We start from the raw sequence: 14,531 nt of genomic DNA on the forward strand, positions 1-14,531 counted from the left end.
ACCTTAATAACCGATAACCGAAAGGGGCCGCTTAAACGGCCCCTTTCTTATAAACTCTAGTTAGCCGTTCTCTGGTAAATGCCGATGTTGCATGATTTGCTGCCAGGAGTAACGCCCACTCCGGTGGGCCATATTGCAATGAACTGCATATGGAGCTTTTCTGTCCTGTGACATGTATTATCAGCCGGAGACACATAGACGAGGCCTACCTGGCTCCTTGCCGTTATCACAAAACCGTTGGCGTTGCTCGCGACTACTGTATTTCTGTCAGTATTGTAGCAGAGCGCGCTGTCGGTATTTGCGGCCATCTGGACCTTTGTCTTTCCGGAGATCTGCGCATCGTTAGGCGGAACTGAAGACCCCGCGGTGCCGATTAAAAACGTCTTGATCTGGTCGGCTGTGGCACCCGAAATGAGAGGGAGCGTGTTGAACAAAACAACAGACCCGTTGCTTTTATATCCCCACTGCTTTTCGGGGGTCCCGTTCGGATCATCGGACCATGAAAACCATCTCATTGTCGAGAGTCTGGGATCAAGCACTGTTCCCGTGGCCGCCCCTGCCGTTCCCGTAAGAACATCATTGTCGGCATAAGCATATACCGTCCACTGGTAATTGGCCAGATCCCAGTAAGGGGCCTGTATCGTCAATCCTGTCTCGTAGAACATATTGACATCTGTTCCTGTAAGATAAGTCGACGGTTTTGACGCTTCAGGGGATCCCGCGCCATCAGCCGGGTTTATGGCATCGCCCTTTACCCAGACCGAGGGGAACGGCGATGAAGCGGTCAGCGGAAATAATTTGTATGTTCCCGCATGATTAAGTATCGCCGAGGTCTTTCCCACTATACTTGTTTTTACCACCGATGTCGTACCGTTCAGGGTATTACCAAAAACTGTATTGGCTTGGTCCGCAAGCTGAAGATTGGAAATTGTAAGGTTGAACATAGCCGGCGCAACGGCAAAAGCCTGGAAACTCCACGCGCCGTTCGTGTATCCTTCGGTCAACGCGGGGTAGTCTACCGGGATCCCTCCTGATCCCGCCGCCATGGCGGGAACAATGAATACCGCTGACATGACCGCCGCGCACACTATCGAACAAAACACTTTCTTCATAATTTTTCCTCCTTTCTTAATAGAAGTGATCAAAGACATCGCACACATTAAAAATCACCTGCCTTTCCTTGCAGAATAGTCTTGTTTTCCCTTCAATAATATATCGTCAAATATTATTGTGAATTTCACTCTTTTTTGTGTTACACAACAATTTCATAAATATTGCAATCGATGATTAAAATGTTATAATATCCTTATTATATTCCGAGGTGGAACGTATGAACGATGCACATAACACAAATGAAGATCCGAACACAAAACTGGTGGAAAGCATAAAAAAATTCGCCGCTTCATACCGGGTTTTGACGCCCCAGGGAAAGACCGCCTTCCAGAACCAGATAAACATCCAGATGAAAACGATGGACGAGCGCACAAGAAAACTTTATCAGGCTCTTATCGATTCCACAAAGAACGACCTGAACGTGGATAAGACCGTACAAGAGATGGAGAGGGCCGATAAAAGGTATAAGTCCGGCATGTAGATCCTTTCTTCCCGGAGCGACCAGCAAAATTGAAAAACATTCTTATCGTTGAGGACGTAGAAGACCACTTAGAGATAGTAAAGATCATTCTCGAGCAGTACAACTATAACATCCTTACTGCCGCAAACGGCAGATCGGGGCTTGAAACGGTCCAAAAAAAACTTCCCGACCTTATTATCCTGGACGTGATGCTGCCCGAAATGAACGGATATGAGGTCTGCAAGGCTATCAGGGCGGACCAGCACACAAGGGTTATCCCTGTGATAATGCTGTCCGTCAAGTCAAATCCCGAAGACATCGAGGCGGGCTACAAGGCCGGGGCCAACGAATATATCACCAAACCTTTCAATCTTGAAGAACTCGTTAAAAAAGTAAAAAAACATCTAGGGGAGGAATAATTACAAATGATCAAAGAAGGTAAAAACTGCCTGCTTGTCCAAACTACCGGGATAAAGCCTTTCAAGAGATGCACGTACTGCGAACGCAGGGTGACAGATTGTTTTGGTATACAGTTTTTTATCGTCGCTTTCGGCATAATAGGGTTGTTGCTCGTAATGTTCACTATTAGGGACCTACCTATACTGGCCATCGACATCACCGTATTGATATTGATGATGCTTATCCTGCTGGGTATAATCGCCAGCCGCGAGACGAACGAGATCGTAGTCAATAACTTCCTCCTCAAGGAATTAAACGAAGAGCTTGAGGCCAGGGTCGCTCAAAGGACTAAAGAGCTCCGGTTCCTGAACCTTGACCTGAAAAAAGCCCTTCGCATAAAGTCCGAATTCCTTAGGAATATAAACCACGAGATCAGGACACCTCTTACGGCAATGCTCGGTTACTGCGATATAATAGAACGAAAGCAGCTCGGAGAATTGAACGAAAGGCAGATAAAAGCGGTCGACGCTTTAAAAAGGAACGGCCAGGACCTTTTGGGCCTTATCAATCAGCTTCTGGACCTTTCAAAACTGGAGGACAACAAGCTGGGGTTAAATGAAGAATGGTTCAACATTGCAAAGGTTATCAGCGATGTCACGGTCAATATCGAACCCCTTGCGTCCAAAAAAGACATAAATATTTCCACCAAGATAGATGAAAACGTTATAACAGTGTTTGGCGACCCCGACCGGATAAAACAGATACTGTTAAATCTGCTTTCGAACAGTATTAAGTTCACCGACAATGGCGGGAAAGTGACCGTTGAAACAAAAGATGACAAAGACGAGGTCATTGTATCGGTAAGCGATACCGGCGTCGGCATCAAGAGTGGTGACCTGCAAAGTATTTTTGAGCCCTTTTCCCAGGTCGACGGGTCGCAGACAAGAAAATACGGTGGCGCAGGGATAGGCCTTTCCATCGTGAAAAGCCTTGTTGAAGCGCATGGCGGAAGCGTTACCGTCGAAAGCGAGTTTGGAAAAGGCAGCGTCTTTTCGTTCACGATCCCAAAAAGAACGGTGTAAATAGTTGAGACCCAAGTATTTTTGGATCCTTTTTATATATATCTTCCTTATAGCTGTCAGCCTTTCCGGCGTATTTATATGCAATTTTAGTAAGGTCTCAATAACCATACTTGCCCTTGTCAGTTTCAGTTCGGTGATCGCGGCTGCTCTCCTTATCAGCTGGGGGGCCGAATGCTATCAGTTCGTGGTCTCTCAGGGATTTGCGATCGCGATTATCGCCCTCCTTCAGGTCATCCCGGAGTTCTTTGTCGAGGGTGTGATCGCGTGGGAAAAGGACGTGCCTCTTATGTTAGCCAACTTTACCGGCTCAAACCGGCTTCTCATGGGAGTGGGATGGTCCGGTATCTTTTTCATCGCTTCAGTAATGAACTTTGTTAAAAAAAAGAAATTCCTTAAGGAGATCGTGATACGCGAAGCTCACAGCATTGAGGTCGCCGCTCTTTTAATAAGCAGCTTCTATTTTTGCGTCGTGCTTACAAAAGGCACGCTGACCATAATAGATTCTATTGTGCTTCTTTCGATATTTGCCTGGTATATGAGGCTTTTGTTCAGGCTCGAGCCAGAGGAAAAAGAAAGGATCGATGACCTTATCGAACCTTGCAAGGTCATCGTAAAAATACAAAATGTTTTCGTAAAAAAGGCGGTGATACTGTTGCTGTTCGCCGTCGGGGGTGGAACATTTCTATTTATCGCGCAGCCTTTTCTTCACAGCCTGAGGGGTCTTGCCGGCGTTCTCGGCATATCGACCTTTCTTTTTGTCCAGTGGGTCGCTCCGTTCCTTTCGGAATTCCCCGAAAAGGTAACCGCCTTTTACTGGGCGGCTCACATAAAACTGGCCCCGATGGGTTTGGTTAACTTCATCTCATCAAAAGTGAACCAGTGGACGCTCCTGATAGCTATGGTGCCTGTGGTATATTCGGTTTCCTGCGGGAAGATAATGACAGTCCCCCTTGATGATTACCATAAATGGCAGATTGCGCTTTCAATGGCAATGACTTTTTACGGGTGTTCTACACTGGCAAAATTCAGGTTTACTTTTATCGACGCTTGCTTTATGTTCTCGCTGTGGCTTACCCAGTTCGTTTTTCCGCGGACATTGGCACCGACAACGTTTATATTTTTAGGGCTGACAATAATAAATATCTGTATTTACAGGAAAGAGAACAGGCTCTTTAAAAGCTTCGTAAAAACTCTAAAGAGCTTGAAGAATTAATACGGCCCTAACTATCCGTTGTTAATCATATAAAACAATGATCCCCACAGATTTGTCTCTTGAGAAGGAAATGCACCTGTAACATACTTTGGCGCTTTACCCCAGGACGGTCTTTCGATCGCATCTGCACTGAAACGTGTCATATCTCTTGTGAGATATGCACCTTTACTTACGCCCACGCCACCGATCAATGCAAATGTTATCGGCGATGCATGATCATCATATCCTCTTTGTAAAGCTTCAAGTCTAAAGGCCAGCAGATATGCTATCCTTGTCAGGACCTCTTTGCATATCGGCTCATTCCCTAAAGTTTTTCCCATTACAGCGTCCACATCATGATAGTTCAAGTGATCACTGGCCGATTTTATAATTTGGCCAGTATCTGTTTTGCTGATATTCATTCCGAGCCTTTGCATTACTTGTTTGATCAATACGTTCGACCTTAGTTCCGTTTCTGTCATTGCGGGATTTACAATATTGAATATCTGGTCTTTTGTGCGTGCTGAAGCAGCCACTATCCTGATATTGGATATCACGCCGCTGATTATCTTGTATATCGAAGGACCCTTTGCCAGTGTTTCAAAACAGACATCACCGTGCTGCCCGGTTATCCCGCAGCCGCAAGGGTCGAATGGTGCATAATACCTGAGCAATCCAAGGCCGTCGATCATTCTGTCGTGGATCAAAAAATGGCCGGGTTCAAATGCGCCGGGGACCTGCTCGATGCCTGAAGCGGTTTTCCTGTAAAGCCGTCCTCCGATACCATGCCCGATAATAAGGGCCAGTCCAAGATCGCCTGTCTTTAGATCTTTTAAAGCGCCCTGAGGACTGAACTCAGCCCACGCCCCTGCTTCGCCGTCATTTATTAAGATTACATCGACATCTTTACCTGCTTGGGATTTAAAAGCCGTTTTTAGTTCGGCACTGTAAGGAATGTCTCTTTTTTCGATACCTCCCTGGTTTGTCAGTTTTCTGATAATGCCCGCACCGGTATCCACAGGCCCTGCGATCGAGATCGCTATCCTGTGCTGATCATCCGGTATATCTCTTAATTGAGACAAAGAAAATCCTATTAGATCCCTTTTGCCGGAAAATTTTAGCTCTATAGCCTCCGGCTTTCCTATCATTGTCGCCCTCTTGCCGGCTTCTATCTGAAACAATGCTCTCCGGAAAGTCCCTCCACCGATATCGGCAACCATCAGCCTCCTGCATGCAGATGTATTCATGAACTAATTACCTCCTGATATTATTTTAATTGTCTTTACAGGTCGTGAAATTTGGCCTCAAATCTATTTCGTGTATATTTTAATGAAATTTCAGTGAATTTTTGAAAATAAGGAAAGACAAGGCGCATGGTCGAAGTTAAGGTGCGGTAAATCTCTCGGCAATCCTCTCGAGGTCTTCTTTGGAAAAATAATCTACCTCGATCTTTCCTTTGTTCTCGTCCCCGCGAAGGCTTATTTTTGTGCCGAGGCTTTCGGTCATTTTTTCGACGACATCCGCAAGGAACGGGTTCAAGGCTGATCTTTTTGAGGTTTTTGTTTTTCCTTTTGATCTTTCCTTCTTGACGCCAAGTATCGCTTCGACATCCCTGACGGAAAGGTTCGCTTTTAATATCTGCTCCCACGCTTTGATCTGTTTTTCGCGTCCCTGGATCGTCAAAAGAGGCCTCGCGTGGCCCGCCGTTATCTGCCCGGACGCTATGCTGTCCCTTATTTCTTTTGGCAGGTCAAGAAGTCTCATAGTGTTCGTCACGGTAGACCTGTCCCTGCTTACTTTTTTTGCGATCTGGTCATGCGTAAGCTTGAACTCCAGCGAAAGAGCTTTATAGGCCAAAGCTTCTTCCATCGGGTTCAGGTCCTCCCTTTGTAGGTTTTCAACTATAGCTATTTCGAGAGATTGTTCGTCGGTGAAATCTTTGATGATGGCGGGGATCGTCGTGATACCGGCCTTTTTTGTGGCTCGCAGTCTTCTCTCTCCCGCCACAAGCTCGAACATGTCACCGTTTTTTCTTAAAAGTACCGGGGATGTCACGCCCTGCTCCTTGATGGAGGAAGCAAGCTCGTTCAATTTTGCATGGTCAAAAGACTTCCTGGGCTGCCGCGGATTAGGGATTATTTTTGATATGTCTACCTGAAGGACCGCGCGTCCCGATGTGAACGGGAGGGCCGCTTTTTCGGTCTCTCCGCCTGAAGGGATGAGTGCGCTTAGGCCCCTGCCAAGGCCGCGCTTTGCGTTTGTTGACATTGCTGACCGCTTATCCTTTCTCTGCCCGGTATATCGTTTATTTCTTCATCCGGAACTTGCTCTTTTCCGAAAAGAGCTTTTTCTCTTTCAAGAAGTTCTTTCGTGAAATGCTCGTAAGCGACCGCGCCCGTCGAAGTCGGGTCATAGAACAATATCGGCATCCCGTGCGACGGCGCTTCGCTCAAACGGACATTCCTCGGGATAGGGGTATCAAAGACAAGGTCCGGAAAATGGTCTTTGACCTCTTCTCTCACTTCATTGTTCAGTATCAGCCTAGAGTCGTACATTGTCAGGACTATACCGCCTATTTTAAGCCCCGGATGGAGATTAACCCTTATCAGCTCTATAGTCTTTAATAGCTGCGACAGGCCTTCGAGCGCAAGATATTCGCATTGTATGGGGATTATCACTTCGTCAGTCGCGGCCAGGGCATTTACCGTCAAGAGTGAAAGGGAGGGTGGAGTGTCTATTATGATGTAATCGAATTTGTCACTGACATCTTTAAGCGCTTCCTTCAATTTAAACTCGCGGGCCATCATTCCTACAAGTTCTATCTCTGCTCCCGCGAGGTCTGTGGTCGCCGGTATGACGGACAGATTGTTCGTTTTTGTCTCTTTGATAGCTTTTTCGGCCTCGAGTCCGTCCGTCAGGATATCATAGATCGAAAAATCTACCGCATCCCTTGCCAGCCCGACAGCTGACGTCGCGTTACCCTGGGGATCCATGTCTATAAGAAGGACCTTCTTGCCGGAAACCGACAAAAACGCACAAAGGTTGATAGCGGTCGTGGTCTTTCCCACTCCGCCTTTTTGGTTGCATATGGATATTATTTTCCCCATTTATAGGGTTAGTATAACATAAAAAAAATTAGCATTATAGAGGCCGTTTTTTGCAAATTCCTGGTTTTCTCGGGTATTTTTCGGGCGTTAGTTTCTCTTTTTTTATGACTACGATCTGATGCAGATACTTTTTACGGTTCTTTTCATCGTCCAATTCTACCTGTATCGTCCTTTCAAGCTTTCCTCCCATGATCTTCAAAGCTTTTTCCGCGTTCTTTATTTCCGTTTCGATGTCTTTCCCTTTCATCGCTATAAAGATTCCGCCCGTTTTTACAAAAGGTAGGCAGAGTTCTGATGCGATGTTCAAAGGCGCAAGGGCCCTGCATACGGCCACGTCATATTGTTCTCTTCTTTTTTTTGCATAATCTTCGGCCCGTTCCCAGATGATGTCTATATCCTTAAACCCGAGGATATCGGCAATATGAGATAGGAATCCCGTCTTCTTTTTTATACAATCGAGTAAAGTCAATTTTATGTCCGGAAAAAGCACCTTCAAGACCAGCCCCGGAAATCCCGCTCCGGTCCCGATGTCGATTACTTCCGGATGTCCTGTTGAAAAATCGAAGGCTTCTTTTAGCGTTTCGCAGTCTTTGAAATGCTTGAGGATTATATCATCTTCATCGGTTATGGAAGTTAGGTTGAACTTTTTGTTCCAATTAATTAGCTCTTTTGAATAGATTTTAAATCGGGCTTCTTTGTCCACGTGTTATAAGTTATCGGCTAAGAGCTAAAATGCCTGGCCGATCGAGAAATGCAGAACGCCTTCAGAGAACATCTTATACGCGCCGACACCGAAATCAAGCCTGATGGGACCCATCGGAGTATTAAGTCTGAGACCGAAACCCCTGCCGGATATAGAGTTGTCCAAATCGGGCCATCTGGGATGGTACCATGCTTTACCCAGATCATAGAAAAGCACTCCCTGAAATGTTTCGTTGAAAGTGTAGCGGTATTCGATATTGGCAACATATTTTTTGGTGCCGACCTGCGCCTGGGACGGATCATAGCCCCTGACCGTATTGGCACCGCCAACATAATAGAGCTCTCCGGGAGGGATATCGCCAACCCCCACGCCTACCCCAAAGTGAAAAGCAAGTACCTGTTTATCTGCCAATTTTAAGAACTGGTTCAAATCGACCGTGTTCTTTGTGAAATCGGTAGTTATATCCGGCTTGACCTTCCAGCCTTTTGTTATCCCGAAAGTCGCAAACCTTCCCGTGGACGGGTTCATCCAATTATCTCTTGTGTCATATGCCAGAGAAAACCCTATAGTGTTTGAAGTATAGGGATCAAAATATGTCACTGTCGGTTCGACCCTTTCTGAACCTAGGGTAAGAGTAACATTCCATTCATCGTTGACGGGTTTATTTAAACTTAAGTCCCATCCGTTAAATTTCCCGTCGCTTTCAGGCTGGCCGATCAAATATACGTTCTTTCCGATCGTATACCATCTTCTTACGGTCGCCGAGACCTTATCACCAAGCTTGTCAGGCAGGAACCAGGGATACATGTACCTGAATTGATACGTAGACTGCTGCTGACCGGCCTGGCCACGGAGCAATATTCCCTGTCCGGTGCCGAAAACGTTCTCCGCACTAAGGTCGAGGAACCCGAACATTCCTTCGCGCTCTCCATAGCCGCCGCCGAAGTTGATCGTGTTGGTCTTGCTTTCTTTTACCTTAACCAGAAGTATTATCTTGTCAGGAGCAGCCGCAGGTTCGAAGTCCGGAGAAATATCCGAGAAGAATCCCAGGTTGAATATTCTTTTAAGGTCTTTTGCCAGGACCTTTTCGTTTAAGACCGTACCCGGCTTGCTTTTCATCTCCCTTAAGATCACATAATTCTTGGTCAGGGTGTTGCCGTCCAAAGCTATCTGTTCTATCGCTCCTTCGACAAGCTTAATTTGAAGGATGTCGGTGTCCGGATCGGTAGTGACGTTGACGACCCTTTCAAGGATATATCCGTCCTTGTGATACATATCATCGATGGCCTTGATGTCTTCTTGGATAGATTTGAAAGACATTATCTCCCCCTGCTTTGAACGCATCATGGAAAATATCTTTGCCGCGGGATAGACGCTGCATCCTTCTATTGTTATACCCTTCAGGCATGGGTTCTCGACCACATTGAAAGTCACCGCAGTGCCTTTTCTGGATTTGTTAAGATCCGTTGTCACATCCGCAAAATACCCCATTGCGTATATGGCTTTTACATCATTATTCAGACTTTGCTGGGTCATGCGGTCTCCAACGCGTATTGATACCTGCTCGAGTATTTTTCCCGACGGGATAATGAAATTACCTTTTATGTTTATTCCGGTTATAAGACTGTCAACGGTCACGGCATCTGTTTTTGTGACGGCAGGTCCGGTCAAGCTACCAAGATCTGGCGCGGACTTCAGGCTGAAATCTATCGCCAGCGAAATGCCTGACAGCAGAAAAACCGCGGCCGAGATGCAAAATATTTTTTTCATGTCTGATACTTTCATTTTACTTTAATTATACAAATTTATCCACACCTTGTTTTCAAAAAACGTACGCGTACTGAAGCATGAGCTTGTAATATGTAACGCTCCAATCCTTGATATAAGGCATCGGTTCCCTGTAATAAGCCAGCGAATAATATCTGTCGATCTTCCAGGATATCTGATAATTGAAAGATGAATTGTTGTAAACCGTGTTCTGCTGCGTTGACTGCGCGTACTTCAACTGAATAAATATTTTATCAAAAAAGCCCTTAGCTATGCCCACGGCCAGCTGTGGTTTGTCTGTATATCCGTACTCTCCGCGTCTTGTCGGAAGGTATTTTTCAAGGTCTCGTCCGAAATTGTAGTCCAGCGTAAAGCTCTCGAGCCCCAGCGCTTTTTCCACATTGCCTGTTATACTTTTTACAAGATATGAGTTTATGCTGGAGTTAAGGTAATCCACGAGTATCGCGTTCGTATCCATAACCCCGCCCGTATTTGACAGGTTCAACGTGTCCCTGACAAAATCAGGCAGTATTATCTCTCTTATTTTATTCTGGTCATAAGTAGTGCTGACCATCGGCGGTGTTTTTGAGGCGTCTTCCTTGAACGCGAAAAACTGGATGTTTAAAGGTCTCGCTTTTTCTTTGTCCGAAGGAATGCCGGTCGCTCTTGTCAGGACATATACTTTTTGCTGGGTATATTCCTGCGGCACACCGCTGTCGATCCCTGACGCAGGAGGCGTGGATTGAGCAACTTTTTCTTTTACCTTGACCTCGCTCTGCGCCGTGATCGACAGATAAGGCAGAGCAGAGGTTAAACCGCTGCCCCCCGAGAATATGGCTGTGTTTTTCATGATCATTGACCTGTTCAAGCTGAAATATTGCTCTTGTTTATCTTCGGATAGGATATTAAAATCCCTTCCCAGGATGTTAACCGTACCGCTTTTTATATCTACGTCTCCTATGATTGTCGGGGATGACAGGAAACCTTTTAACTCAAGATTTTCAGAGGCTACTTCAAGGTTAATATTAGACATGTCCAGAGAGATCGGCCTGTTCGACTCCCCCTGGACAAGATAGACCGATTTGCCGATATTAAGATCGACATCAAAACCGATGTCGACAAAAGGAGCTGCGTCGTTTTGTTTTCCCTGTGGGATTATTACCTTACCGTCATGTATGTTAAGGTCTGCTGACAAAACAGCTTTTTGCCTCTTGCTTAATGACCCGTCCATTGATAGCGTGCCTTTCAGGCTCAGGCGCCTCAAATCCGCCTGCCCGGAATAAAACCCGGGGATGCCGACCGAACCTGTCACGGGAGCTGCTGCGATATTCAGCCAGATCTGTTTTTTGCCGATCAGGTCTGCGAGATCGATATCTCCCGCGATAGAAAAAACATCGGATTTTTTCAGTGTCCTGTCTCCCGAGATAGTGCCGGAAAATCTTTTTATCGTCATATAGCTGTCCACTATCTTTATGTCCGCGTCAAAGTCATACAAAGTCGATCTGATCTGGTCGATATTGACTACAGCATCATTTATAACGACACTTCCGTTTATTAAAGGTTTATCTATTGTCCCGCTTAAGTCGAGATCTACTTGCCCTCCTCCCGAAGTCCAACTCACCCCTTTAAACAGCGTAACAAGAAGTCCGGCATTGTCCCCGGCCAGATCTATCTTGATGTCGATATTTTTTCCCGAGACAAAAGGCATCCTGCCTTTTATAGAAGCTTTCTGCTTGCCGTTGCGTATATCAAGCTCCTCGATATCCAGCATGCCTCCGGAGTAACGGGCTTTTGAATAAAGGCTTTCGACATAAAAACCTCCCACGGTTGTTTTGCTTATAGAAAAGACGGCATTGATATTGGGATCGAAATATTTGCCGTTTGCAGAAGCTTTAACTGTGAGCCTGCCGTCTATAGGAAAAGAAAGGCCGGTCGCGGTCTCTATCTTTTCCGCCGGAAGGTCTTTGGCGGAAACATTCAGATCTATAGGACCTTTAACATCGATCATGCCCGATGCATCAAGATTTCCTCCATGATCTTTCAATGACAGGCCATTCAGGTATATTTTCCCGCTTTTATATGAGCCGGATACATCCAGGCTGTCAAAATCATATTGCCCCAACAGACCGTTGATTATCCTGACCGAGCCTTTGACTTCAACATCCGCTCCCCTGCCTTTTACAAATATGTTCGCTCCAAGCAAGCCGGATATTTTAAGTTTTGAAATATCGAGCGCGCGCTGCTGTTCTGCCGACGGTTTGACGCTCTTTGTCCATGCCTTCAGAAAAGCGTTATCCGGAGTGAACAAAACGTCTCCTTTTTGTGATCTATATCCTGACAGATCAGGGAACGAAATATCATCTTTTCTTATCGCCACCTTTATCGGGGCTTTGTCCGCAGATCCGATCATCCTCAACGCTTCGGAATAGACCATGCTGCTGATCTGGACCGCTGTACTTAACCCGCCCCTGTTTGTATAGATCTGACCGGAGTAAGACGGCTCTTTCCCGTTAAGGTCCAGCTCTGCGGAGACAGAATATCTGTCAGCGCCCTGACTGATGATAACCGGTCCTTCGACGGAAATGAATTTATCTTTATACTTTATTGTTCCGTCTAACCTATCCAGCTTTATCTCATTAAAGACAAGGTCTTTTACTCTAAAATTGAGCAAGGCCAAGGGATGAGAGAATTTCCCGCTGATATTTCCGTTGAACACGGCGCACCCATTGATCCTTGCGAACCTCTGTGTGAGCGGCCTGAGCCTTGCAAGATCGATATTTCCGCTTAAGTTTATGTCCGCTTTATCATCAAGCCCGGCCTTGCCGGATATAGAAATGTTAGAGTCGCTGTTTGTCAGGGTGATATTCTTTATCTCGAGTTTCTTTTCCTTTAATTGGAACGATGCTTTTGCCGTTTTGACCTCTTCGCCTGATAATATCGCATCCTTAAGTTCCATCTCGCATGAAACATCAAGCCCCTGCAGGATCTCAAGAGGTGTAGTCCCTTTGTCCGGCACTCCTTTTATTGCGACGTTCACATCCAGCAAACCTTTATTACTTCCTCTTTCGGAGGGTGCGAATTTGTCAATGATCTTAAAGTCGGCCACATTGGCATTCTTGGCCCTGATCATTATCGAGGAGGCCGTGCCTCTCGCAAGTGCCCCGCTGGCCTCTATCTTAGAGTCACCGGCAAATAAAATAAACTTTTTTAGTTCAAAAGCTCCCTTTTTCAGTGAGGCCTGCGCCTCTGCAGAAGTAATGTCCTGCATAGATATCCTTGCGTCCGAAATTTTCATCTGTGCATCAAAATTGATATTTTGAAACGGTCTTTTGAACAAGGAATCGTCGATCCGGCCAGAAATATTTCCTTCAAAATAATCGAGGGTCCCTCGTACGCCATCCAGGAAATACGGGTTGCTGACACTGAATCTGCTTGCCGAAGCCCTGGCATAAAATGAAAGGTCCTTTTCTATCCTGCCGGAAGAGACGACCTTGGACTGCCCGTTGAATATTTCGACCCGGTCAAACGTGACGCATCCCCTCTCAAAAACAGCTGTGCCAGTTATCCTGTCGGCGTTTTGACCTGCAAGTGACGCATCAGAAAGAGAAGCTTCTGCTGTTAAATTGACATTCTCGCCAGCTCCGTTTATCAGGACGTTCCCGCTTGCAAGTCCTTTTGTTCCGGCAAGACCGCCGGAAAGTTTTTTCAGATCAGCTTTCGAAAAATTGACCTCCCCGTTAATAAGGGGTGTTTTTACCGCGAATAGCACAGCCAGGTTACCCGTTGTTGTCCCGCCGCAGAATGTTCCATTATCAGAACCGAGAACTAACCTTTTTTCATCAAAAGATATGTCAATTTTTCCGGAAAACGGTCTCCCATATATGTTCCCGTCAGAAATGCTTACGCTTCCTTTTATAAACATCTTCGGAAGTGTCTGGATATCAAGACTGACTGCGGTTTTACCGTTAAGGTCTGTAGCTTTTACGGCCGGGATCGCAAGATACTTGATCCACGGATTTGCTTTGAGCCCGGCAGCCGTCAATTTTATCCTTGCCCTTGAAGTTTTCAGGTTTATTTTGCCTTCCGATCTTATCGGGGCCCCGTCCGACAGGCATGAAACCGCAAAAAATATCTTGTCTTTTTTGCTAAGATCGGCAGTCCCTGTCACATTGGCGATCTTTGAGACAAACGGCTGTTTGAGGTGTTCGGGACCGAATCCGGAAAGGTCCCTGAAATCTACGGTGCCGTTACGGATGAAGATCTTGCCCTTGAACGGAGGAGGAGGGGCCCCGCCGCCGCCGGGATCCAGCAATTTCGCAAGGTTCCACGAACCGTCCTTTTCATGCTCCAAATAGACCTTAGGTTCGAAAACCTCGATCTTCCCTATAGCAGAGATAATGTCTTTTACCGCAAGCACCCGGATCACGTTGTAATGGACTTTCGCCCTTTTTATGGTTATTACGCTTCCCTGTGACAGTTTTTTGAACTTCGCGATCCTGACATCGTTCAAAGTAATAGAGTCCAAAAGTATCTCATCGACCGAACCGACCGAGATCTCCCTGCCCATCATCGCGGACGCTTGTTTTGATATTTCTTCTTTTATGTTTGAGAAAATAGGGTTCTCAATATTGAAAAAGGGGATGCTTTGGGCGCAGGAAAACGTCAATAAAAAGATAATACATCCACAACAGATCTTTTTGATCATTAG

At 46.0% G+C, this 14,531-nt stretch carries 11 protein-coding genes; 4 read left to right on the forward strand and 7 right to left on the reverse strand.

The features are described from left to right. Positions 1–56: 56 nt before the first annotated feature. Entirely contained in the window at positions 57–1,112 is a 1,056-nt protein-coding gene (locus NTZ10_05405; protein ID MCX5749660.1) for a hypothetical protein, read from the reverse strand. Positions 1,113–1,330: 218 nt separating this feature from the next. Between NTZ10_05405 and NTZ10_05410 the strand changes: the two genes are divergently transcribed. The 4 genes from NTZ10_05410 to NTZ10_05425 are packed head-to-tail and all read left to right on the forward strand — an operon-like array spanning position 1,331 to position 4,267. Beyond that, positions 1,331–1,594 carry a hypothetical protein gene (locus NTZ10_05410; GenBank protein MCX5749661.1) on the forward strand — a complete coding sequence of 88 codons (264 nt, stop codon included), beginning with the start codon at positions 1,331–1,333 and terminating at the stop codon, positions 1,592–1,594. 29 nt (positions 1,595–1,623) lie between these two features. After that, positions 1,624–1,992: a response regulator gene (locus NTZ10_05415; GenBank protein MCX5749662.1), complete on the forward strand. Its 369-nt coding sequence runs from the start codon at positions 1,624–1,626 to the stop codon at positions 1,990–1,992. A gap of 6 nt (positions 1,993–1,998) precedes the next feature. Then, the gene (locus tag NTZ10_05420; protein MCX5749663.1) at positions 1,999–3,054 is read left to right on the forward strand and encodes a HAMP domain-containing sensor histidine kinase; all 1,056 of its coding nucleotides are present in this window, start codon (positions 1,999–2,001) and stop codon (positions 3,052–3,054) included. Between the two features lie 4 nt (positions 3,055–3,058). After that, the gene (locus tag NTZ10_05425; protein ID MCX5749664.1) at positions 3,059–4,267 is read left to right on the forward strand and encodes a hypothetical protein; all 1,209 of its coding nucleotides are present in this window, start codon (positions 3,059–3,061) and stop codon (positions 4,265–4,267) included. An 11-nt stretch (positions 4,268–4,278) separates the two neighbouring features. Here the strand turns inward: NTZ10_05425 and NTZ10_05430 are convergent, their stop codons facing one another. From NTZ10_05430 to NTZ10_05455, 6 genes are all read right to left on the reverse strand, one after another. Next, positions 4,279–5,493: an ROK family protein gene (locus tag NTZ10_05430; GenBank protein ID MCX5749665.1), complete on the reverse strand. Its 1,215-nt coding sequence runs from the start codon at positions 5,491–5,493 to the stop codon at positions 4,279–4,281. Between the two features lie 136 nt (positions 5,494–5,629). Next, positions 5,630–6,514: a ParB/RepB/Spo0J family partition protein gene (locus NTZ10_05435; GenBank protein MCX5749666.1), complete on the reverse strand. Its 885-nt coding sequence runs from the start codon at positions 6,512–6,514 to the stop codon at positions 5,630–5,632. Next, complete coding sequence (locus NTZ10_05440; protein ID MCX5749667.1) at positions 6,475–7,353, reverse strand: AAA family ATPase; 879 nt, start codon at positions 7,351–7,353, stop codon at positions 6,475–6,477. The genes NTZ10_05435 and NTZ10_05440 overlap by 40 nt, the downstream gene beginning before the upstream one ends. Positions 7,354–7,387: 34 nt before the next feature. After that, positions 7,388–8,056 (reverse strand): 16S rRNA (guanine(527)-N(7))-methyltransferase RsmG, encoded by a 669-nt coding sequence (rsmG, locus tag NTZ10_05445; GenBank protein MCX5749668.1) that lies wholly within the window; start codon positions 8,054–8,056, stop codon positions 7,388–7,390. Positions 8,057–8,080: 24 nt separating this feature from the next. Beyond that, positions 8,081–9,826, reverse strand: coding sequence for a BamA/TamA family outer membrane protein (locus NTZ10_05450; GenBank protein MCX5749669.1), 1,746 nt, complete (start codon positions 9,824–9,826; stop codon positions 8,081–8,083). A 52-nt stretch (positions 9,827–9,878) separates the two neighbouring features. Then, positions 9,879–14,528, reverse strand: a complete 4,650-nt coding sequence (locus NTZ10_05455) for a translocation/assembly module TamB domain-containing protein (protein MCX5749670.1) — start codon at positions 14,526–14,528, stop codon at positions 9,879–9,881. Positions 14,529–14,531: the final 3 nt, after the last annotated feature.

The sequence above is a fragment of the Candidatus Saganbacteria bacterium genome (genome assembly GCA_026387835.1).
Taxonomy (GTDB): domain Bacteria; phylum Margulisbacteria; class WOR-1; order JAKLHX01; family JAKLHX01; genus JAPLKZ01.